The sequence below is a fragment of the Vreelandella vilamensis genome, from assembly GCF_031451755.1.
In the GTDB taxonomy this organism is placed as follows: Bacteria; Pseudomonadota; Gammaproteobacteria; order Pseudomonadales; family Halomonadaceae; genus Vreelandella; species Vreelandella vilamensis.
Genome location: NZ_JARWAN010000010.1, coordinates 86,759 through 107,358, shown reverse-complemented (window position 1 = coordinate 107,358; position 20,600 = coordinate 86,759). Strand labels below are relative to the sequence as shown.

Genomic DNA, 20,600 nt, shown 5'->3' with positions numbered 1-20,600 from the left:
AAAGTAAAAAAGTGACTGAAATATATCACTCTTACTTATACCTCTAACTCTCTGACAAACCGAAGGTTTTTACCTTCAATCACCGCCGGTAACGCCCTGCGTCCCCGGCAGCGGATGCGTACTCTACGGGTTCACCGGCGGGTTGGCAAGGGGTTGTGTAAATTTCTTTCACGACGTTCGCCAATAGGCGTGAAAAGCGTCGCAGTTAGCCATAGGGCAGTTACACTAACGCGATTGCCATTCGCCTATACTCACGTCATCTTGAGGTCAGAAATGAGCCACCATCTGTTATCTGTCGACTCGCTAAACCGCGACCACGTGGATCACTTATTGCGCGTCGCCGCCCGCATGGAGCCCATCGCCGGTCGGCAGAAAGTTACCCGCGTATTAGAAGGCGCGGTGCTGGGCAATCTTTTCTTTGAGGCTAGCACGCGCACCCGGGTCAGCTTTAATGCGGCGTTCTGCCGTTTGGGCGGAAGCGTCTGCGATACCACAGGTTTCACCTTTTCTTCCATGGCCAAAGGGGAATCACTTTACGATACCAGCCGGGTGATGAGTGGCTACTGTGACGCCATTGTGATGCGCCACCCGGAGCAAGGCTCTGTCACCGAATTTGCGGCCGCCACCCACATCCCCGTCATCAACGGGGGTGATGGCCCAGGCGAACACCCAAGCCAAGCACTGCTCGACCTTTACACCATTGATAAGGAGTTTGCTCGACTCGGCAAATCGCTAAAAGGGGCGCATATTCTGCTTACTGGCGACCTGCTCCACGGGCGCACGGTGCATTCGCTGATCAAGCTATTATCGCTCTATGACCCGATGCGCATTACGCTGGTCTCCCCGCCGGGGCTTGAGATGCCCGCCGCACTGGTTGACCTAGTGACATCGCGCGGCCACCGCGTGGAAGTCCGCGATAGTTTGACCCACGATTTCAGCGATTTGGATGTGGTGTACACCACGCGGATACAGAAAGAGCGCTTCACCAACGAAATGAGTGAAACCTTTGCCGGTGTTTCGGACGACTTTACTGTTCACAAGCGCTTTATAGATCAACGTTGTTCGCCCAGCACGATCGTGATGCACCCACTACCTCGGGACAGTCGCCCCGGCGCGAATGATTTAAACGTGGACCTTAACGGCGACCCGCGCCTGGCGATCTTCCGCCAGACCGACAACGGCATCCCGATGCGCATGGCCATTTTCGCCACGCTGCTTCAGGTCGATGACTTGATTGAAAAAGACTTGCGCCCAGTGCGCTGGTTTGTGCCTGCACAAACCGGCACTCTCGACCGGTGATTGAATAAGCGATTCAGCCTGACGTTCGCCCACTGGGAAGGCCTTCCTGGTGGGCGAACCAACCTTCCAAGATAAGCACGGCAGCAATTCCATCGACACTCTGCTCGCGGTAATTGCCGCGATGCCCCGCTTCTCGGGCGATTTGCTTGGCTTCACGAGTAGAGCCGCGCTCGTCAACCATTTCGCAGGGTTTACCGTAGCGCCCGTGCAGCCGGTTGCCGAATTTGCGCGCCCGCGTGCTCATGGCTGACTCGCTGCCGTCCATGTTGAGCGGCAAGCCCACGACGAGCAGGTCCGGCTGCCACTCGCTGATCAAGCGTGTCACTACGTGCCAGTCAGGTATGCCGTCGCGGGCCGGCAACGGCTCCAGTTCGCGAGCGCTGTTCAAAAGCTCATTGCCAACTGCCACGCCGATACGGCGCGTACCAAAATCAAACGCCAGGACGAGACGCTGACCGATATTTGCCATCAGGCGTGTCCTGCGTCTCGCGTCATCAGGTTGAGATCCACGCCGAGAATACCCGCTGCAGCACTCAGGCGCTCTGCCGGTGGCGTTTCAAACAGCACACTCGCGTCGGCATCGACAGTGAGCCAAGCGTTTTCCTTGAGCTCCTCTTCCAGCTGCCCAACATCCCAGCCAGCGCAACCAAGGCAAACAAGATAGCGTTCAGGGCCCATGTTATTGGCTAACGCTTGAAGAATGTCCATCGACGTCGTTAGAGCAATATCGTCGGTAACCTGAATACTGGAGTCCCACTCATCGCTATTACCACGATGGAGAATAAAGCCCCGATCTTTGTGCATCGGGCCACCGTAGTAAACCGGCGAATTGCGATGCAGGCTCGTTTCCCCGCCCAGTGAAAGTTGCTCAAAAAGCGCATCCAGGGTGATATCGAGCGGCCGATTGGTGATAACACCCATACAGCCGTTATCGTCATGGTCGCATAGGTAGACCAAGCTTCCGGCGAAGTTGGCTTCTTCCATATGCGGCATGGCCAAAAGAAAATGGTGTTTCAAGCTTTGCATGCGTCTCCTAGCGCCTCCCCATAAGGAGAAGGCGTCTTCAATCGATCACGCCACCGGGGTTAAGCGGCGCTCAATGGCATCCAGCAGTAAACCCGCGATATCCGTGCCGCGCTGGTCGTCAATTTCGCGCACGCACGTGGGGCTCGTCACGTTAATTTCGGTGATGTAATCGCCGATCACATCCAGCCCCACAAGCAGCAGGCCCTTTTCGCGGATCATCGGCTGAACTTGCTTAATAAGCCAGTGATCGCGCTCGGTTAGCTCGCGGCTAACGCCACGCCCACCGGCCGCGAGATTGCCACGCGTTTCTCCCGCTGAGGGAATACGCGCCAGTCCATAAGGCACCGGCTCGCCGTCGACCAGGAGAATACGCGTGTCGCCGTCTTTGATTTCCGGCAAATAACGCTGCGCCATGATTTGACGCTGGCCGCGCAGCGAAAGTTGCTCAATCACAGCGCCGAGATTACGACCGTCTGGTCCAATATGAAAAATACCGGTGCCGCCCATGCCATCCAAGGGCTTGAAAATCACATCGCCGTGCTCGGCATGAAACGCGCGCAACACATTGGCTTGGCACGATACGAGCGTAGGCGCGCAGCACTGCGGAAACTGCTGAGCGAACAGCTTTTCATTGCACTGCAAAAGCGCCGCGGTGGGGTTCACCACGAGCACGCCTTCGCGCTCGGCAAAGCCAAGTAGGTGCACAGCATTGGTAAAATCGGCATCCACCGGCGGGTCTTTGCGCATCAGAATCGCATCAAGCTCGGCGAGCGGGCGCGCATCGGCCTCCCCCAGTTCAAACCAGTGCTCTGGGTCACGGTACACGTTGAGTGGCCGTATACGCGCGTAAGCCTGACCGGCGTTCAAGAAAAGATCTTCCTGCTCCATGTAATGCAGGATGTAGCCGCGCTCTTGCGCCGCCCACAGCAGTGCCATGGTGGAATCTTTCTTGTAAGCAATATCGGCGATGGAATCCATCACCACGCCAAGATGAAGGCTAGATTGGCTCATCAGGTCGCTATCCCCAAGGTGAACGGGTCGTTAAAGTATCGGCCAGTATGCCGTACGGCTCGCTTAGCTCCAACCGTGGCTGCAACGCTTACGACGTTACCGCACCGGGCACCAGTCGAATCGCATAAGGCTCAAGGGTGATCAGCTCGCGCTTGTAAAGACGGCCAATGGCCTGTTTATAGGCACTTTTGCTCACGCCTAAGCGTGCTTTAACCTCATGCGCGGCGCTTTTATCCCCCAGCGGAAGATACCCACCGCTTTCGCGCAGCGCCTGCAGAACTTTCTCGCCGACAACATCAAGGCGCGCTTCGCCCGGCGGTAGAAGTGAAATATCCAGTCGGCCATCGTCGCGGCGTTGCTTCACGTAGCCGGGAAGCGTTTGCCCACGCCGCAGCGGTTGCGTCAGGTCATCTAGGTAAACCAAACCCCAGTACCGGTGATTGACGACCACTTTCATGCCGAGATCCGTGCGCTCAGCAACAACCAGCGTGACCTGATCACCGCGCGCGAGTTCCCACGCTTCGTCGGTCACAAAACGCTCTAGGCGCATGGTCGCAACCGGGCGGCCTTGGTCATCCTCATAAAGTTTAACCAGCACGCGCTTACCCACATCCGGGCGAAAATGCTGCTCGCTGTAGGGCAGTAACACATCCTTCGCATGCCCCCAACGCAAAAACGCACCGGTGTTGTTCACCGTCGTCACCGTCAAGTACGCCACATCGCCAATATGGGCGGCAGCATCGGTAGCGGAAAGATGAGAAGCTCGTGCATCACGCGTCATAGCCAAGCCGTCCTGATAAAAAAGAGAGAAGGGATTAAAGCAACGTCAGGGACAACTTACAGATCACCAAAGTGATGCTGCAAAAGCGTTAACGCTACCACAGGGGCTGTCTCAGTGCGCAGCACCCGGGGGCCCAGGGTCAATGGGGTAAAATCTACCGCCTGTGCCGCAGCGGTATCATCTGGCGTCAAGCCACCCTCCGGGCCGATCAAAAGCGCCGCTGCCACCGGTTTTTGCGCTTGAGAAAACGCATTGCCGGTCGCCAGATGCAGCATCAGCCGTAGCGGTTCATTGCGCTCGGAAAGCCATGCCCCAAGCGCCTGCGGCGGGTGGACCGGCGGCACGACCGCGCGGCCGCACTGCTCACAGGCGCTCGCGGCCACGGCTTGCCAGTGGGCGAGCTTTTTCGCCTCACGCTCGCCTTTTAAGCGCACATCGCCCCGTTCGGTGTACAGCGGGGTGATCGCCGCGACGCCCAGTTCGACCGCTTTTTGAATCGCGTAATCCATGCGATCACCCTTAGAAACGGCCTGCCCCAGATGGACGGCCAGCGGCGATTCGCCTGTTCCCGGCCAAAGCGCCTCAAGCATTACCGTGGTGCGTTTACGCGAGACTTCCGTCAAGCGGGCACCCGCCTCTTGGCCGTTACCATCAAATAGCACCAGCGGCGCTCCCTCGCCCATACGCAACACGCGAGTGAGATGGCGCGCCGCGCCTTCTGGCAAGGTGAGCGTGCCGCCCACCTCGAACGTCGCCGGCACGTAAAGGCGTGGCATTTTGCCGTGGGCGGCGTACCAGTCGGCGGCTTGCATTTACTGCGCGTTTTCCTCTTGTGCGCCTTGCGCCTGCTGCGCTTCACGCTGCTTACGCTGGGCGTACATCGCCTCGAAGTTCACCGGCGCCAGCATCAGCGGCGGGAAGCCACCGCGGTTGACCAGGCTATCGACACACTCGCGGGCATAAGGGAACAGCAAGTTAGGGCAGAATGCGCCCAGGGTTTGATCCAGCTGGGCGCCTTCAATACCCGAAATGCGGAAAAGCCCCGCCTGCTCGATTTCGGCAAGAAACGAGGTCGTGCCGGTTTCATTGTCGTTGACCTGTGCGGTCACTTTCACTACGACTTCGTATTGATCGTCGGCAATCTTGGTGCTTGAGGTGTTGAGATCAAGGCTGACCTTGGGCTTGAACGGCTGCTTAAACACGCTCGGCGAGTTCGGCGCTTCAAAGGAGATGTCTTTGACGTAAATGCGCTGCAGCGAAAATTTAAGCTGCGATTTATCGCCCTCTTGAGCACCAGCTTGCTGGGCATTGTTCTGGGTATTGTTTGGTTGAGTACCGCCCTGTTGATTGCTGCCCTGGGTATTGTTCTCTTCCGCCATCGGAAACTCCTACTGATTAAGGTAAGGCGTGTAATAGGACGCCTATGACCATGGGTTATGTCTGCTGATTACAGCTAAGGACAATAAAGCGGCTTTGCAAAACACTTATAAAAACCGTGCGGTGTTTGAAGGCACCGTATTTGAAAACACGTAGCATTTGAAAACACGCAGCATTTAAAAAAATGGTTGAAAGCGGTTATTTTTTTACCACGGGCAAGCCATCCGCCTGCCACTGCACCATGCCGCCCTTAAGCTTAAACGCACGCTCAAAGCCCGCTTTGGCAAGCTTCGCTTGTACCGCACCGGCACTTTGGCCGTGCTTGCAAGCCACGACGATGGGCTGGCTTTTATGCTTTTCCAACTCGTTGAGCCGGCTATCCAGACTGCTTTGAGGAATATTACGCGCCCCGGCAATATGCCCGGCGTTATAATCTTTGCTCTCGCGCACGTCCACCACCACAGCATCTTCGCGGTTGATAAGCTGCGTCGCTTCAGCCGAGGTCACGCCGTTTGTGGAAGCGCTACGCGTCTCGTAGATAATCCAGGCGATTAACACGAGCAAAAACAAGCCCACCAGCAACGGGTGGTTCTGTACGAATTCGAACAGCTGATCGATCATCGCGAGCACAATCTCTTAGTCAATGCACAAATAAAGCGGCTTTGCCGCCGTGAAAACATCACAGTATACACGCCACGCAGCGTCGCGCGCAGGCCTCTAGCCATGACGAGCGGTCGCTGCCTGCGCTATGATGCACCAAGCTTACGCTCGTCGCGACCCCGCGTCGCTGTTCGGTCAATATGAGGTTTTCATGGACACGTCAAACACGCCGCGCCCGGTGGCGCTGATTATCCTAGACGGCTACGGCCACAACCCTGATGCCCAGCACAACGCGGTGGCAGCCGCCAACACGCCGGTCATGGATCAACTCTGGAATGAACGCCCGCATGCGTTCGTTCACACCGACGGCCACCACGTCGGCCTACCCGACGGGCAAATGGGCAATTCTGAAGTGGGCCACATGAATATCGGCGCTGGCCGCATTATCTATCAAGACCTTACCCGCATCACCAAAGCGGTGGAAAACGTTGACCTCGACGCTAACCCCATCCTTACCAAGCCAATCGACGACGCGGTTGCCAACGGCCGTGCCGTGCACCTACTGGGGCTTCTTTCCCCCGGCGGCGTGCATAGCCACGAAGACCACGTTCTCGCCTTGGCCGAACTTGCCGCCCGCCGGGGCGCCAAACACATTTACATTCATGCCTTCCTCGATGGTCGCGACATGCCGCCGAAAAGCGCGCTGCCTTCCATTGAGCGCGCCAACACCCGCTTAGCGGAACTGGTCGGTGCCGATAACGGTTTTGTGGCATCAATCATTGGGCGCTTTTACGCGCTGGATCGCGACAACCGCTGGGAGCGAGTCGCGCAGGCGTATACGTTGCTCACCCAAGGCAACGCCGATTTCCACGCGTTAGCCGCTGAAACAGCGCTAAATGACGCTTACGCGCGCGGCGAAACCGACGAGTTTGTCTCGGCAAGTAGCATACGGCCACAAGGGACACCGGTCACCATCGCGGATGGCGACGCGGCGATTTTCGCCAACTTCCGCGCCGACCGCGCCCGCGAGCTGACCCGTGCTTTTGCCGAGCCAGATTTCTCCGGCTTTGAGCGACAGGTGTGCCCCAAGCTTGCGGGTGATGGACTGGTCATGATGACCCAGTACGCCGCCGATATTCCCGCACCCACGGCGTTCCCGCCGGCGGAGCTTACCGATACGCTGGGCGAAGTCGTCGCCAAGCGCGGGCTTAAGCAGCTGCGCATCGCCGAAACGGAAAAATATCCCCACGTGACGTTTTTCTTCTCCGGCGGTCAAGAAGGGGAATTTGAAGGCGAAACGCGCATTCTGCTGCCCTCGCCTCAAGACGTGCGCACCTACGACGAAAAACCCGAAATGAGCGCATTTGAAATCACCGACAAGCTCGTAGAGGCCATCGACGGCGGCACGTTTGACCTGATCGTGTGCAACTATGCCAACGGCGATATGGTCGGTCACACCGGCGATTTTGCGGCCGCGGTGAAAGCGATTGAAACCGTCGATACCTGCGTGGGCCGCGTGGTTGACGCGATCAAGCGTGCCAGTGGCGCCTGCTTGATCACCGCGGATCACGGCAACGCCGAGCAGATGGTCAACCCCGACACCGGCGCGCCGCAAACCGCCCATACCACCTTTGTGGTGCCCCTAGTTTACGTGGGCGAGCGCCAGGCCAAGCTCGAAGAGGGACGCCTTTGTGATCTTGCCCCCACGCTTTTAACCCTCATGGATCAGCCGGTGCCCGAGGCCATGACCGGCCAATCCCTGATCACATTGAGCTAAACGCGCCAATGCGGCACTTAGCGTTCACCGGCGTATTACTGCTGTTGAGTGGGCTTTTCTGGGGCGGGTTTTCACCAGCGCTTAGCCACGCCAGCGAAGCGGATGCCAAGCGTCAGCTCGACGCGCTCGGCGAACAGATTGAAACCGTCGCCGAGCGCCTAAGCACTACCGATGCCGCTCGCGACGACGCTTCACGCGAGCTGCGCGACATCGAAACCCAACTCGCTGAGACCCATCGGCGTTTAGATGCATTACAGGCCGAGCGTCGCGAGCTCGCCGACGAAAGTGCCCAGCTGCGTGCGCATCGCGAGCGCTTAGAGCGCGAGCGGCATGAGCAGTCTCAAGCGCTCGCCAAGCAACTCGCCGCGCTTTACCGCGTCGGCCCCACGCCCCAACTCAAGCTGTTACTTAACCAGGGCAACCCAGGGGAACTCGACCGTATGCAGGCCTACCTCAATCGCCTAACGCAGGCACGCCAAGCGCGTATTGAGGCCATTGCCAAGCTCGACACTGCCCTTGCCGACACCGAGGCGGCACTCGCCGCACGCCAACAGCGTTTAGACACTCTCAGCGCCGAGCTTGAAAGCCAAAGTGCGACATTGGCAGAACGCACCGCGCAGCGTCGCGAGCTCGTCGCCACGCTCGATTCGCGCGTTCAAAACGAAGCGCAGCGATTAGCGACTCTAGAGCAAGAGCGCGAACAGGCGCAGCGCGCGTTGGAACACATTCGCCAAGAGATGGCGCGCCTTGACGAGCCCGCCCCGAGTACCCAAATCAACCGCACGCAGGGGGATCTTCCTTGGCCGGTGCAAGGCACGATTAGCGCGGCGTATCATCGTCAAGAAGGCGTTCATTACAACGGCATTGTCATCAACGCCCGTGCTGGGACACCGGTTACTGCCGTTCACGCCGGACGTGTGGTATTCGCCGACTGGATGCGCGGCTTTGGTAATCTCTTGATTATCGACCACGGTGATCACGTGATGACACTCTATGCCCACTTGCAGCGCTTCAGTGCTCGCCCTGGGCAACGCGTCACACGGGGCGACGAAATTGGCCGAGTCGGCGACACTGGTGGCCAAGCACAAGCCGCGCTCTACTTTGAAGTGCGCCAAAGCGGCGAGCCGATTAACCCTCAGCGTTGGATTGCCCGCCGCTGACGGGATAAGCTTGTGCCATTACCTTTCAATATCATTGTCTCTCAATTTGGGCAGCCCACCTGCCAATCGCCTAGCGGAGTCTCCATGACGCTTTCAGTTAATGCGGTAACCGCCCCCGCCAAGCGGCTTTTGGCCACCTTTATGCCGATTGCGCTGCTTTCGGTGTCGCTCATCGCCACCTCGCCACAGGCCGCGGCGCAAACAGTCGACACGCTGCCCAACACAAGCGAACTAGACGATTTACCTCTCGAAGAGATTCAAACCTTGGCGGAGGTGTTCGAGCGCATCAAACGGGGCTACGTGGAAGAGGTCGACGACCGCACGTTATTACGTAACGCCATGCGCGGGATGCTCAGCGAACTCGACCCTCACTCGGCGTATCTTGATGAAGACGAGTTCAGGAGCCTACGCGAATCCACCCAAGGCGAATTTGGCGGCATTGGTATCGAAGTGGGCATGGAAAACGGCCAGCTAACGGTGATTACACCGATTGACGATACGCCGGCCTCCAAGGCGGGCCTGATGTCGCGAGACATCATCATCGGCATTGACGGTACACCGACCGAAAGTCTATCGCTGCAAGAAGCCGTTAACCTGATGCGCGGCGAACCCGGCACCGCGATTACGATTTCCATCCTGCGCAGCGGTGAAGACAGCCCGCGTGAGTTCACTCTCACGCGTGAAGTTATCCGCACCGAAAGCGTGAAACACGAGCTCCTTGAGCCCGGTTACGGCTACCTGCGCATCAGCCAGTTTCAGTCGCGTACCGCCTCGCAGGCCCGCGAGGCGCTGCAAAACATGGCCGCTGACGCACCGCTGAATGGGCTCGTGCTCGATTTGCGCAACAATCCCGGCGGCGTGCTTCAAGCCGCCGTGGATGTGTCCAACCTGTTCTTGGACGAAGGGCTTGTGGTCTACACCGAAGGGCGCCTTTCAGACACACAAATGGAGTTCTCCGCCACGCCGGATACGCCTGCTGGCGACATTCCGCTGGTGGTGCTGATTAACGGCGGCAGCGCGTCCGCCGCGGAAATTGTCGCCGGCGCCATTCAGGACCAGCGACGCGGGGTGATCATGGGCACCGACAGCTTTGGCAAGGGCTCGGTGCAGCAGATTATGCCGCTGGGTAATGGTGAAGGACTGAAGCTCACCACCGCGCTTTACTACACGCCCAATGGCCGCTCCATTCAGGCCCAGGGCATCGAGCCCGATGTGGAAGTCGTACGCGGTCGGCTTGAAGTCGCCGATAGCCGGCGCCAACTACGCGAAGCCGATTTAGAAGGCCACCTCCGCTCCCAAGGAGAGGCGCGCGAGCGCCAAGAAACCTCCGAGCGGCTGCGCGAAGACTACCAACTCGGGGAGGCGCTCAACCTGCTAAAAGCGCTCAATGTGGTGGATCGCCGCCGCCGCTAGCGGCAACTCGTCGGCAGGCGGCCGCGCTCCCCGGTTGCCTGCCGCATGAGTACCCGCTTGATCGGCACCAGCCGGTTCATGCCGCTCATGCCCACGTTGCGTGCCAGCGTCAAGGCAGGGTTTTGCGCGCCAAACAGCAACTTAAACCCTTTCATTAGCCCCAGCATCGCCGCATTATCGCCCCGCCGCCGCCGCTCGTAGCGCGTAAGAATACGCTCATCGCCCCAGGGCGCCCCGCGACGCCAGGCCTGAATCACTTCTTCCGCCAACACGGCGGCATCTATCAAACCAAGGTTGACGCCTTGGCCCGCCAGCGGGTGGATGCTGTGCGCGGCATCGCCCACCAGCGCCAAGTGTGGCTGAACATACTCGCGGGCATGACGTTGCACCAAGGGGAAGCGGTGGGTGCTACCGCGCACTTCAACCTGACCTAACCGATGTTCAAAGGCATTACCTAACGCAGCGCCAAGCGCATCCGCGCTAAGCTCACATAAGGCCTTGGCCCGATCCGGCGTCGTGGACCAGACAATCGAGCAGTAGTGGTCATCACCCGCGACGGTCAGCGGCAAAAATGCCAGCGGCTCACCCGCGAGAAAGACTTGCCGCGCCGTGCCCGCGTGGGGCGTTTCACAGCGCACCGTGGTGACCACCGCGTGCTGCCCCATGTCGTCTTCACTCACTTCTATCTCAGCCAACGCCCGCAGCGCCGAGCGCGCGCCATCCGCGGCTACCACCAGCGGCGCGTGAAGCTTGCGACCGTTATTCAACTCAAGCCAACGCCCAGTGGCGGTGGTTTGCAGCGCCTCAACGCGAGCACCGTTAATGCGCGAGACCTTAGGATGGCCCGCGATCTGGGCGTTAAGCGCTGCAAGCGTCACGTCATTTTCGACGATGTGCCCCAACACCAGCACGCCGGCTTCATCGGCGGAAAAACGAATCTCACCACTGCCTTCGCCATCCCACACGTGCATAGCGTGATACGGCGTTACCCGCGCGGACACCATGGCTGGCCAGGCGTTTAGCCATGTGAGCAAGCGTTGCGATACCGGCGTTAGCGCACTAACCCGCGGGGTGGGCTGTGTTAGCTTAAGCGTTGCGGGCAGTAAAGGGGTGTTTTGTGCTTCTACCAGCGCCACGTGCATGCCGGCATTGGCGAGCAACGCGCACAGGGCGGCGCCCACCATGCCCCCACCGACGATAACGACGTCGAAGGCGGCGTCTTTGCTGTCGTTTTTTTGGTTCACGTCGTATTGGCTCCCTGTGCTCATTAGCGTTCAATTCCCATGGCGCGGCGCGCGAGGCTTCGCCGCAGCGGCCCGGCTAAATTAAGCCCGATCAGCCCCGCCGCGCGGGCATGGCCCAACAGCGGCACGTCAATGCCAAAGAGCTTCACCAGCCCATCGCTAAAGCGAATTACATTGGCCCGGTCGCGCTCACGGCAACGTTCGAAGTCCTTCAACATGGCCATGGCACCCGGTGGCTGACCAGCAGCAAGGCTGACGCTCAACGTATCGACTAGGTCCATTACACCGCGCAGCGCCAGGTTAAACCCCTGCCCCGCCACCGGGTGCAGCGCGTGGGCCGCATTGCCCAACACGGCGAGACCCGGGCGCACCGGCTCTTTCGCCGTGGTCAGCGTAAGCGGATAAGCATAACGACTGCCGACATGGGTAAATCGCCCAGCGCGGTCACCAAACGCCGCCTGAAGGGCGAGAAGAAAATCCCTCTCCGAGAGTGCCATGCGTGCTTTTTCAGCCCCGGCTGGGTGGGTCCATACCAACTCCATGGCATTACCTGGCAGCGGCAGTAGCGCAATCGGGCCTTCGCGGGTGAAGCGCTCATACGCCACGCCTTGATGCGGCTGGCTGACCGACACATTGGCAATTAGCGCGGTTTGCTCGTAAGGCGCATGCGCGCTTTCGATACCCAGCTGCTCTTTTAACCCCGAGCGCCCACCATCCGCGACGACCGTCAGCGCGCCAGTGAGCTCACTGCCATCGGAGAGCAAAAGCCGGTGCCCTTCAGCAACGGGCGCAATCGTCTCCACTCGCGCTGGGCAATGCCACTCAAGCGGCGACCCGGCGAGATGATGGTGCAGCACACGGCCCATCCAGGCATTAGGAATAACGTACCCCAGCGCCTCGATCCCGACATCAGAAGCGCTTAGACGCGTCGCTCCGAGCCGCCCACGCTCGCTGATATGAATGCGTTTAATCGGAGCTGCCTCTTGACGCATGGTTTCCCACACGCCTAAGTGGCGAAAACGTTGCGCGGAGCCCTCGGCAATGGCGCTGGCACGAGCATCAAAACTCGGCTGCCAAGTGGGCGGTGTCTCCATAGAGGGTAGCGGCGCGGCTTCGATAACCGCCACACGCAGCCCATGACGTTCAATAAGCGGTGCTAAGGCACAACCAAGGCTCGCCCCGACCAAACCACCACCCACAATCACAATATCGTGTGTCACTGCTTTTTCTGGCGTCGCCATCTAGGACTCCATCGGCACTTAAAACATAAAAATCAAATACTTATATCGTAATGTAAATTACATAAAGACATAGAACACTTTCCGCTCTGGTTATCTCTTAACCATTAAGGCTTCGATATCGGCCATCTGCTTGGGCACACCTGCCGTCAGCACGTCATGGCCGTTGTCTGTGACCACCACGTCGTCCTCGATACGGATGCCTATCCCGCGATACTCCATGGGTATGTCGGCGTCATCAGGAATATAGAGCCCTGGTTCCACGGTGAGTACCATCCCGGGTGCAAGCGGTCGAGGGGTCTCCAGGTCAAGGCGGTAAGTGCCAACGTCGTGGACATCAAGGCCGAGCCAATGCGATGTCGAGTGCAGGTAGAAGCGACGATAACTCTCGTCGTCCACGCGCGCTTTCGCGTCGCCTTCCAGCAAGCCAAGTTCAATCAGCCCTTGGGTTAGGTCGCGCACCACGCCCTGGTGGATGTCTTTCAGCGTCGTACCAGGCTTGACCGCCGCTACCGCGCGCTCCTGTGCAGCCAGCACGATACGGTAAAGGGCGCGCTGGGCCGCACTGAACGTGCCAGATACCGGAAACGTGCGGGTAATATCGCCCGCATAGAGGTCAAATTCGGCGCCGGCATCAATTAAAACAAGCTCGCCCGCACGTAGCGGTGCGCTGTTTTCAATGTAGTGCAAGACGCAGGCGTTCGCCCCGCCGCCCACAATGGTGCTGTACGCGGGGCCGCTACCGCCTTGCCACATGAATTCATGCTCCAGCTCTGCTTGCAGCTGGGACTCCAAAAGCCCAGGAGCAGCGGCCTGCATGGCGCGGCAATGGGCGCGGGCGGAAATTGCTGCCGCATGGCGTAACAGGTGGATTTCTTCCGCGCTTTTAATCAAGCGCATGTTATGAATTAAAGGGCTTATATCCTGCCAACCGCGCACCGGCGCTTCGCCATGGCGCTGGCCCGCTTTCGCCTGCACGTAAATGTCTTCGGCCAAGGCGACGGCCTCTGAGCTTTCCAGCGGCAGGTAGAGCTGTTCGCGGCCGCGGAGCAGCTCGGCTAAGCGCGTGTCGCGTTCGGCGTTCTCAAACGCGTGATCCAGGCCGTGCTCGCGCACCACACCTGCGGCACCAAGGCGCCGCCCCGTCCATGCCTCTAGCGTTGCATCACGGTCTTGGCAAAACACGATACTTTCGCCCTCGTCGTTCTCGCCTTTACCTGGCAGCAACACCAGTAGCGCATCGGGCTCGGTCATGCCGGTGAGGTAGTAGAAGTCGCTGTTCTGGCGAAACGGGAATTCGCTGTCATTGGAGCGCGTAAGCAATGACGCGCCGGGCAAGAGTATAGCCGCCGACGAGGGCAGCTGGCGCATCAGCGTTTCGCGGCGTGCGCGGTAGGTTTCCGGCGGGATCGCAGCGGGGCGCGGTATGACATCAGGCAGCATGCAAACTCCTTTTTAATTTGAAAAGCCGTTTTTGACTCACAGGACGTTTTTTGATCCACAGGACAATGGGGCGCTCAATGGACAGGCGCATCGGTCTGTTCTACCTGAGGCTGGCCAGGGTGTTGCTCGGTATACAACATCATGGCCGCCATGCGTGCGTGTTCGGTCAAGGCAAACAGATCGTTTTCGTTTTCCGGGCTGTCGTCGATATCGGTTTCGATCTGCGCCAGTGCCGGCAAGTCATCGAGCGCCTCGCGTAGCGTTTGCGACCAGCGCTTACGCAGCGCATCATCCACCGCTTCATCGAGCACTTCGACAAAGCCCTGTGTCCACTCTTTAAGCCCCTGCGCCTGCTCGACCAGAGAGAAAAGCTCATCAGGCAGTAGCGGCGTATAGTTCATTTCGCTGGCACTCAGCGCTTCAAGCGTCTGCTTGCGCCAGCCAAGCAACCGTTCAGCGCTGGCTTGATCCTTGGGCTCCTCGATGCCTAGGCTCAGACACACCTCATCAAGCCACGCCTCGGCAGAGAGATCCTTAAGCGCTAGCAGCGCGCATAAGCGACCGTCTAAAAACGCCGGCGACTGCATGCTGCCGTGCATAAGAAAAACATCAGCGACGTCAGAAAATTCTTGGCGCTCGTCGATTAGGGACATGCGAATCACTCACTTTTCGATGGGAGACCATACGCCATTGACGTACGGTGTTAACGTGTTAGCAACATTTTGTTAGCTAGAAAACCATGGCGTTCACGCCCGCGCGTTGACCCCGCGCAAGCCGCTCTCTTATAGTGAACGCCGATCATCCTTCCTATGCAGTAATGTTAACGCATCGGTCAATGAAATGACCCGTGCCGGAGCCTTTGATGAGTAACGCTAAGCGGCCAACCAAAGACATTACCCTACTCGGTCGCAGCTATATGATTGCCTGCGATCCAGGCGAAGAAAAGAAACTGGAGCGAGCCGCGCGTTACCTAGACCGCGCCATGCACGGTATTCATTCGCAAAGTAGCGTTTTAGGTAGCGAGCGCATCGCCATTATGGCCGCGCTCAATATCACCCATGAGTTACTGGAAACGCTGGATGAACGCCGCGACCACGAAGCTGATATCACTCGCTTGAGCGAGCGGCTGGAAAACGCGCTAGAGAAAACCCGACCGCCATCGTAAATCACACGCGTCCTTTGGTATCGGCAACCGCTCTGTTAGTATGAAGACGTTCCCTGGGGTGTTCGCCAGTCGTTTACGTCCCTCGAGCCTATGCGCAATACCTAGGGGGCCAAATGCTAGCCAGACCCGTGTGCATGTCCGCGCGACGGAAAGCCTAACGGTTTGGCTGCGGCCACCCACCTGAACCTTTGGGTTCAGGGCCAGAACGACAGCGGCACTCTGGGGAACTCACTGCCGAGAAACACGCGCTATGCCCGCCAATGACGCTACCGTTAACGCTCGCCCAACGACGGCACCGCTGGAAAAAACGGCACTACGCCGCGAGTTGAAACGCCGCCGCCGCGCGCTTCCCCCCCAAGCGCAACGCCTTGCCGCGAAAAAGTTGTGCGAACGGCTTAAAACATTACCTGAAATCCAACGCGCCCGGCGCGTCAGCTTCTATTTGCCCGTTCATGGTGAAATCGACCCAACGCCGATTTTGGCGTGGTTGCGCGCACGTCGTGTTGAGGTGTATCTGCCGGTATTACGCCCGTTAGCCAAAAATTCGCTTTGGTTTGTCGCTTACCGCCCTAATACGCCCATGGTGAAAAACCGCTTCAACATTTGGGAACCCGCGCCACGCTTTAGCGCTCAGCGCCGCCATCGCCTGCCCGCGTGGGCGCTTGATACGCTCATCGCCCCATTGGTGGGGTTTGATGCCCATGGGCACCGCATGGGCATGGGCGGCGGCTTTTACGACCGCACGCTGGCCTTTGTGCGCCACCGCCGCCCGGCGCCGCGGCTGATTGGCGTTGCTCACGCCTGCCAAGAGGTAAAAACGCTCCCCACCGACCCGTGGGATATTCCTCTCAGCGCCATCGTCACCGATACGAAGATCGTGCGGCCTTAGGGTCTTTCCCAGACACAAAAAGGCGGCGTTGCACTTAGCAACGCCGCCGTTTTGTGTTTGTACTTTTGTGTATGTACTAGCGGGTATGATGATACGTCGTGATCGATACGCAGCTAAAAAACCATTAGCTACCAGCGAGTGCCTGTGCATATCCCGTTACCAATACCCCCAGCGCAAACACCACCATTAAGGCCATGATCATATCCGGCTTTTTACGACGCATGTTGCTTCTCCACGATTTACGACAGTTGCCAAACCTTAAATGCGTATTTTTTTGCTAGTCGGTCGAGGCGATGATGTTTTTACATCATTTTGCTGCCGACTATTTCATTAGTGACTATAGGGCCAACCGGCTACGTTTCGCAATCGATAAAGGCGTTATCGAACAGCGTTTGTTTAAACGTTTGACCACAATCAAAACACCGAGCAACACAAAGCCTCCAGGTAAGTAACCGCTTACTCCAGGACACGTTTCATTACGTTATGCCATAAACAGTCGGTAAGCCGGATTATCGCTCTCTTTCCAGTAGCGATAGCCTATGGTATCCAGGTGTTTTTCCACGTTCACGCGGTCGCCGTTAGGCACTTGCATACCCACCAGCACACGCCCATAGGCTGCGCCGTGATTGCGGTAGTGGAAAAGCGAAATATTCCAATCATGCGGCAGCTGCGTTAAGAAGTTCATCAGCGCCCCAGGGCGCTCGGGGAACTCAAAGCGGTAGAGCTCTTCGGCAAACTGCTCGCTAGGCCGCCCGCCGCCTAAGTGACGGATATGCACCTTGGCCAGCTCATTGTCGGTTAAGTCTTCGACTTGATAGCCCGCCTCGGTGAGTTTTTCGATCACGGCTTGGCGGTCTTCTCCGCCCGGTTTGACTTGTACGGCGACAAAGATATGCGCGTCGGTGGCATCCGCATAGCGGTAGCTAAATTCAGTCACCATCCGCTTGCCCAGGGTGCGGCAGAATTTTTTAAAGCTGCCGGGCTTTTCGGCGATGGTCACGGCCAAAATAGCTTCGCGCTGCTCACCTAGCGAGGTACGCTCGGCGATATGCTGCAAACGATCAAAGTTGGTGTTAGCGCCCGAGTTAATGCAAATCAGCGTCTGGCCTTCCGCGCCCGTTTGCTGAATGTACTTTTTTAACCCCGCAAGCGACAACGCCCCAGACGTTTCCGAAACCGCGCGGGTATCCTCGAAAATATCCTTCACCGCCGCGCACATTTCATCGGCGGTAACGGTAATCACCTCGTCGATCAAATGCTGCATGATGGAGAACGGCACTTCACCAATTTGCGCCACCGCGACCCCTTCGGCAAAAACGCCAACTTGGTCCAACACCACGCGCTCACCGGCGTCGAGCGCCGCTTTCAGGCAAGCGCTATCTTCGGATTCCACCGCGATGACCTTGATATCCGGGCGCAGGTACTTCACGTAGGCGGCCACGCCGGCAATTAGCCCGCCGCCGCCCACGGGGACAAAAATGGCATCAATGGGTCCGGCGTGCTGGCGCAGTATTTCCACTGCAATGGTGCCTTGGCCAGCCACCACGTCAATATCGTCAAACGGCGGAATGTAAGTATACCCGTGCTCTTTGATTAACTCCTGGGCATGCTCGGCCGCAGCGGCAAAAGCATCGCCTTTCAGGATTACCTTGGCCCCCCGGGCGCGCACCGCGGCCACCTTGATTTCCGGAGTAATGCGCGGCATCACAATCGTGGCTTTAACGCCCATCTGCTTGGCCGCCATTGCTAACCCCTGGGCATGGTTACCGGCAGAGGCGGCAATCACGCCTTTGGCTTTTTGCTCTTCGGTAAGCTGCGCCATTTTGTTGTAAGCGCCACGAATCTTGAAGGAAAAAACCGGCTGGAGGTCTTCGCGCTTAATTAAAATCGTGTTGTTGAAGCGACGTGACAGAAAAGGAGCGGGGGAAATGGGAGTCTCATGAGCCGCTTCATAAACGCGGGCTTGGAGGATTTTCTTCACGGTAGCTTCGAGCATGCTGGTATCCACGGGAGTAATGGCCATCACGGCGCAGGTCAGACAAAACATCTATTGGTAGCAGATAGCGCCTAGCGGCGTCTAGCATTTCGACATCGGCAGTGCGCTTTTTGCCCGCTATACTGTGGCTCCACGCTTTTCCTGCTGACCCATTACAAGGGTGTATTATGACGCAAGACGAACTCAAAGCCGCCGTAGCCGACGCTGCCATCAACGAGATCGAACCGTGGCTTGAGAAAGACACCGTGCTCGGCATTGGCACCGGCTCCACGGCCAATCTGTTTATCGACCGGCTGGGTAAGTTGGCCGATCGCTTTAAAGGCGCGGTAGCAAGCTCGGATGCCAGCGCCAAGCGCTTAAAAGAGTTAGGTATCGATGTGCTAGAGCTCAACAGTAGCGGCACACTACCTTTTTATATCGACGGCGCAGACGAAGTAAATGCCCACTTACAAATGATCAAAGGCGGTGGCGCAGCCCTAACCCGGGAGAAAATCGTCGCCGCCTGCGCCGAGCGGTTTATCTGCATCGCCGATGGTTCGAAGTACGTCGCGCAGCTTGGCGAATTTCCTTTACCGATCGAAGTTATCCCCATGGCGCGCTCTTACGTCGCCCGCGAACTGGTGAAACTTGGCGCCGAGCCGGTCTATCGTGAGGGTGTGGTAACCGATAACGGCAACCAAATCATCGATTGCTATGACTTTATGATCGAAAACCCCAAGGCAATGGAAGCCACTCTCAACAGTATTGTCGGCGTGGTCACCAACGGCCTGTTTGCCGCCCGGGGAGCCGATGTGCTGCTGCTCGGCAAAGAAGACGGCGTCGAGCGCACCGCGCTGCGTTAAAATACGCGTTCCTCGTTATACCCTTCCTTTTGTATCCCTCCTCATTAACAGGCCAGCGAAATAGGCTGGCCTGGTTTCAAAGCGCTATCGCCGTTGGCATTCGCTTACCTTGAACGGCCATGGCCCGCTTAACCCAATAGCTTTACCTGCGCAAAACTCTGCCACCTTGAGTATGAGTAAAATCATACTTTTTCGTGGTAAATATCATTCCCTCTCATCTTGTATCAAAATGTAAACTAAGTTAATTTTAAGATACGGAGTGTATCTCTTATTTCCTTATAAACTTAGGCACTAACACCTTGTTGTCTAAAGCAAGTTATTTAAGAGCAAGGTTATCTAAACACCGAGGGGGAAGTACCCATGACCAAACTCAAAGAGCACGTACTGGTCACTGGCGGCGCCGGGTTTATTGGCTCGCACAGTGTCGAGTTATTGCTCCAGCAGGGCTTTACCGTGCGCGTTCTGGATAACCTTTCCAACGGTCACCTAGACAATCTCCCCCTCCACCCCCGCCTTGAGTTCATGAGGGGTGATATTCGCCATTCCGATGATGTAAAAGCGGCCATGCAAGGTGTTAGCCATTGTCTGCACCTCGCCGCCCAGGTGTCTGTTAACAGTTCGGTCGAGGACCCGGTCAGCTCTGCCACCCACAATATCCTGGGGGCGCTCAACGTCATGCACGAGGCTGCTCAGGCCCAGGTAACCAAGCTGGTCTACGCCTCTTCCGCTGCGGTATACGGTGATTCTGACCAGCTGCCGCTGCAAGAAGATTGCGCCTCTCAGCCCTTGTCTCCCTACGGGTTGGAAAAATGGGTCGACGAGCGCTATGCCACTTTACTGCAAAGCCTGCATGGCTTACCGAGCATGGGGTTACGCTATTTCAATGTTTACGGCCCACGGCAAGATCCGCGCTCCCCTTATGCCGGCGTCATCGCGCGCTTTCTCGACCGCCTGCTCGATCGCCAGGAACCTATCATCTTCGGTGATGGGCTTCAGTCACGAGACTTTGTTTATGTCGGCGATATTGCCCGAGCCAACGTTACCGCGTTGCTAAGCCCTCGCTGTGGTGTCTGTAACGTAACAACCGGCAAAAGCATCTCGCTTCTGGAGTTGCTTGAGCACCTCCGACACCTGACTAAATGCCATTTACCTGCTCGACACATGCCCGCCAAGGCCGAAGATATTCGCCACTCCTGCGGCGATGCCCAGCGCTTGTTCGAGTGGTTGGCGTTTGAGCCTCAGTGGTCCCTGCAACAAGGCTTGGTCGAGTTAATCAAACATCAACGTCAAAGCGACGTGGCGCGTGTCACGGCCATGCCGATCAACGCCTGACATCGGG

20 protein-coding genes and 1 other RNA gene are annotated in these 20,600 nt (G+C 57.9%); 9 read left to right on the top strand and 12 right to left on the bottom strand.

Translation table 11 applies throughout. The features are described 5' to 3' along the window. Positions 1-273 precede the first annotated feature (273 nt). On the top strand, positions 274-1,299 hold the full coding sequence (gene pyrB, locus QC823_RS08135; RefSeq protein ID WP_309655864.1) for an aspartate carbamoyltransferase: 1,026 nt from the start codon (positions 274-276) through the stop codon (positions 1,297-1,299). 13 nt (positions 1,300-1,312) lie between these two features. Here the strand turns inward: pyrB and ruvX are convergent, their stop codons facing one another. The 7 genes from ruvX to QC823_RS08100 all read right to left on the bottom strand — a co-directional run bounded on the left by ruvX (position 1,313) and on the right by QC823_RS08100 (position 6,115). Continuing rightward, entirely contained in the window at positions 1,313-1,768 is a 456-nt protein-coding gene (gene ruvX, locus QC823_RS08130) for a Holliday junction resolvase RuvX (protein WP_309655863.1), read from the bottom strand. Further along, a complete protein-coding gene (locus tag QC823_RS08125; protein ID WP_309655862.1) occupies positions 1,768-2,325 on the bottom strand; it encodes a YqgE/AlgH family protein in 558 nt (185 codons plus the stop codon). Before QC823_RS08125 ends, ruvX begins: the two co-directional genes overlap by 1 nt. A 45-nt stretch (positions 2,326-2,370) precedes the next feature. Beyond that, complete coding sequence (gene gshB / locus QC823_RS08120) at positions 2,371-3,336, bottom strand: glutathione synthase (RefSeq protein WP_309655861.1); 966 nt, start codon at positions 3,334-3,336, stop codon at positions 2,371-2,373. A gap of 88 nt (positions 3,337-3,424) precedes the next feature. Continuing rightward, complete coding sequence (locus tag QC823_RS08115) at positions 3,425-4,117, bottom strand: CvfB family protein (protein ID WP_309655860.1); 693 nt, start codon at positions 4,115-4,117, stop codon at positions 3,425-3,427. Between the two features lie 56 nt (positions 4,118-4,173). Then, positions 4,174-4,929 (bottom strand): 16S rRNA (uracil(1498)-N(3))-methyltransferase, encoded by a 756-nt coding sequence (locus tag QC823_RS08110; protein WP_309655859.1) that lies wholly within the window; start codon positions 4,927-4,929, stop codon positions 4,174-4,176. Then, positions 4,930-5,496 carry a protein-export chaperone SecB gene (gene secB, locus QC823_RS08105; RefSeq protein WP_309655858.1) on the bottom strand — a complete coding sequence of 189 codons (567 nt, stop codon included), beginning with the start codon at positions 5,494-5,496 and terminating at the stop codon, positions 4,930-4,932. Positions 5,497-5,692: 196 nt separating this feature from the next. Continuing rightward, on the bottom strand, positions 5,693-6,115 hold the full coding sequence (locus QC823_RS08100) for a rhodanese-like domain-containing protein (RefSeq protein ID WP_309655857.1): 423 nt from the start codon (positions 6,113-6,115) through the stop codon (positions 5,693-5,695). Between the two features lie 190 nt (positions 6,116-6,305). Between QC823_RS08100 and gpmI the strand changes: the two genes are divergently transcribed. From gpmI to QC823_RS08085, 3 genes are all read left to right on the top strand, one after another. Beyond that, a complete protein-coding gene (gene gpmI / locus QC823_RS08095) occupies positions 6,306-7,871 on the top strand; it encodes a 2,3-bisphosphoglycerate-independent phosphoglycerate mutase (RefSeq protein ID WP_309655856.1) in 1,566 nt (521 codons plus the stop codon). Positions 7,872-7,879: 8 nt separating this feature from the next. Next, a complete protein-coding gene (locus QC823_RS08090; RefSeq protein WP_309655855.1) occupies positions 7,880-9,031 on the top strand; it encodes a murein hydrolase activator EnvC family protein in 1,152 nt (383 codons plus the stop codon). An 84-nt stretch (positions 9,032-9,115) separates the two neighbouring features. Next, the gene (locus QC823_RS08085; protein ID WP_309655854.1) at positions 9,116-10,444 is read left to right on the top strand and encodes a S41 family peptidase; all 1,329 of its coding nucleotides are present in this window, start codon (positions 9,116-9,118) and stop codon (positions 10,442-10,444) included. On the opposite strand, the gene QC823_RS08080 is transcribed toward QC823_RS08085, so the two are convergent. The 4 genes from QC823_RS08080 to QC823_RS08065 all read right to left on the bottom strand — a co-directional run bounded on the left by QC823_RS08080 (position 10,441) and on the right by QC823_RS08065 (position 15,022). Then, positions 10,441-11,688 (bottom strand): UbiH/UbiF/VisC/COQ6 family ubiquinone biosynthesis hydroxylase, encoded by a 1,248-nt coding sequence (locus QC823_RS08080; RefSeq protein ID WP_309655853.1) that lies wholly within the window; start codon positions 11,686-11,688, stop codon positions 10,441-10,443. The two genes, QC823_RS08085 and QC823_RS08080, sit on opposite strands and share 4 nt — an antisense overlap. Positions 11,689-11,711: 23 nt before the next feature. Beyond that, positions 11,712-12,929: a 2-octaprenyl-6-methoxyphenyl hydroxylase gene (gene ubiH / locus QC823_RS08075; protein ID WP_309655852.1), complete on the bottom strand. Its 1,218-nt coding sequence runs from the start codon at positions 12,927-12,929 to the stop codon at positions 11,712-11,714. A 90-nt stretch (positions 12,930-13,019) separates the two neighbouring features. Next, the gene (gene pepP, locus QC823_RS08070) at positions 13,020-14,369 is read right to left on the bottom strand and encodes a Xaa-Pro aminopeptidase (RefSeq protein ID WP_309655851.1); all 1,350 of its coding nucleotides are present in this window, start codon (positions 14,367-14,369) and stop codon (positions 13,020-13,022) included. Positions 14,370-14,443: 74 nt separating this feature from the next. Further along, entirely contained in the window at positions 14,444-15,022 is a 579-nt protein-coding gene (locus tag QC823_RS08065) for a UPF0149 family protein (protein ID WP_309655850.1), read from the bottom strand. A 209-nt stretch (positions 15,023-15,231) separates the two neighbouring features. On the opposite strand from QC823_RS08065, the gene QC823_RS08060 reads away from it, so the two are divergent. The 3 genes from QC823_RS08060 (at position 15,232) to QC823_RS08050 (ending at position 16,423) form a co-directional block, all read left to right on the top strand. Continuing rightward, positions 15,232-15,534, top strand: a complete 303-nt coding sequence (locus QC823_RS08060; protein ID WP_309655849.1) for a cell division protein ZapA — start codon at positions 15,232-15,234, stop codon at positions 15,532-15,534. 47 nt (positions 15,535-15,581) lie between these two features. After that, a non-coding RNA gene (gene ssrS, locus QC823_RS08055) (6S RNA) lies at positions 15,582-15,764 on the top strand. Positions 15,765-15,784: 20 nt separating this feature from the next. After that, a complete protein-coding gene (locus QC823_RS08050; RefSeq protein ID WP_309655848.1) occupies positions 15,785-16,423 on the top strand; it encodes a 5-formyltetrahydrofolate cyclo-ligase in 639 nt (212 codons plus the stop codon). A gap of 481 nt (positions 16,424-16,904) precedes the next feature. On the opposite strand, the gene ilvA is transcribed toward QC823_RS08050, so the two are convergent. Beyond that, a complete protein-coding gene (ilvA, locus tag QC823_RS08045) occupies positions 16,905-18,446 on the bottom strand; it encodes a threonine ammonia-lyase, biosynthetic (protein ID WP_309655847.1) in 1,542 nt (513 codons plus the stop codon). A 140-nt stretch (positions 18,447-18,586) separates the two neighbouring features. On the opposite strand from ilvA, the gene rpiA reads away from it, so the two are divergent. Both rpiA and QC823_RS08035 read left to right on the top strand, forming a co-directional pair. Continuing rightward, complete coding sequence (gene rpiA / locus QC823_RS08040; protein WP_309655846.1) at positions 18,587-19,261, top strand: ribose-5-phosphate isomerase RpiA; 675 nt, start codon at positions 18,587-18,589, stop codon at positions 19,259-19,261. A gap of 360 nt (positions 19,262-19,621) precedes the next feature. Beyond that, positions 19,622-20,593, top strand: coding sequence for an NAD-dependent epimerase/dehydratase family protein (locus QC823_RS08035; RefSeq protein WP_309655845.1), 972 nt, complete (start codon positions 19,622-19,624; stop codon positions 20,591-20,593). Positions 20,594-20,600 lie beyond the last annotated feature (7 nt).

Excerpts from the sequence above, each read along its gene's own strand:
- ubiH (WP_309655852.1), bottom strand. The coding sequence starts at position 12,929 with ATGGCGACGCCAGAAAAAGCAGTGACACACGATATTGTGATTGTGGGT.
- QC823_RS08060 (WP_309655849.1), top strand. The coding sequence starts at position 15,232 with ATGAGTAACGCTAAGCGGCCAACCAAAGACATTACCCTACTCGGTCGC.
- rpiA (WP_309655846.1), top strand. The coding sequence starts at position 18,587 with ATGACGCAAGACGAACTCAAAGCCGCCGTAGCCGACGCTGCCATCAAC.
- QC823_RS08090 (WP_309655855.1), top strand. The coding sequence starts at position 7,880 with ATGCGGCACTTAGCGTTCACCGGCGTATTACTGCTGTTGAGTGGGCTT.
- QC823_RS08110 (WP_309655859.1), bottom strand. The coding sequence starts at position 4,929 with ATGCAAGCCGCCGACTGGTACGCCGCCCACGGCAAAATGCCACGCCTT.
- QC823_RS08035 (WP_309655845.1), top strand. The coding sequence starts at position 19,622 with ATGACCAAACTCAAAGAGCACGTACTGGTCACTGGCGGCGCCGGGTTT.
- QC823_RS08085 (WP_309655854.1), top strand. The coding sequence starts at position 9,116 with ATGACGCTTTCAGTTAATGCGGTAACCGCCCCCGCCAAGCGGCTTTTG.
- ilvA (WP_309655847.1), bottom strand. The coding sequence starts at position 18,446 with ATGGCCATTACTCCCGTGGATACCAGCATGCTCGAAGCTACCGTGAAG.
- pyrB (WP_309655864.1), top strand. The coding sequence starts at position 274 with ATGAGCCACCATCTGTTATCTGTCGACTCGCTAAACCGCGACCACGTG.
- gpmI (WP_309655856.1), top strand. The coding sequence starts at position 6,306 with ATGGACACGTCAAACACGCCGCGCCCGGTGGCGCTGATTATCCTAGAC.
- QC823_RS08065 (WP_309655850.1), bottom strand. The coding sequence starts at position 15,022 with ATGTCCCTAATCGACGAGCGCCAAGAATTTTCTGACGTCGCTGATGTT.
- QC823_RS08050 (WP_309655848.1), top strand. The coding sequence starts at position 15,785 with ATGCCCGCCAATGACGCTACCGTTAACGCTCGCCCAACGACGGCACCG.
- pepP (WP_309655851.1), bottom strand. The coding sequence starts at position 14,369 with ATGCTGCCTGATGTCATACCGCGCCCCGCTGCGATCCCGCCGGAAACC.
- QC823_RS08100 (WP_309655857.1), bottom strand. The coding sequence starts at position 6,115 with ATGATCGATCAGCTGTTCGAATTCGTACAGAACCACCCGTTGCTGGTG.
- secB (WP_309655858.1), bottom strand. The coding sequence starts at position 5,496 with ATGGCGGAAGAGAACAATACCCAGGGCAGCAATCAACAGGGCGGTACT.
- gshB (WP_309655861.1), bottom strand. The coding sequence starts at position 3,336 with ATGAGCCAATCTAGCCTTCATCTTGGCGTGGTGATGGATTCCATCGCC.
- QC823_RS08125 (WP_309655862.1), bottom strand. The coding sequence starts at position 2,325 with ATGCAAAGCTTGAAACACCATTTTCTTTTGGCCATGCCGCATATGGAA.
- QC823_RS08115 (WP_309655860.1), bottom strand. The coding sequence starts at position 4,117 with ATGACGCGTGATGCACGAGCTTCTCATCTTTCCGCTACCGATGCTGCC.
- ruvX (WP_309655863.1), bottom strand. The coding sequence starts at position 1,768 with ATGGCAAATATCGGTCAGCGTCTCGTCCTGGCGTTTGATTTTGGTACG.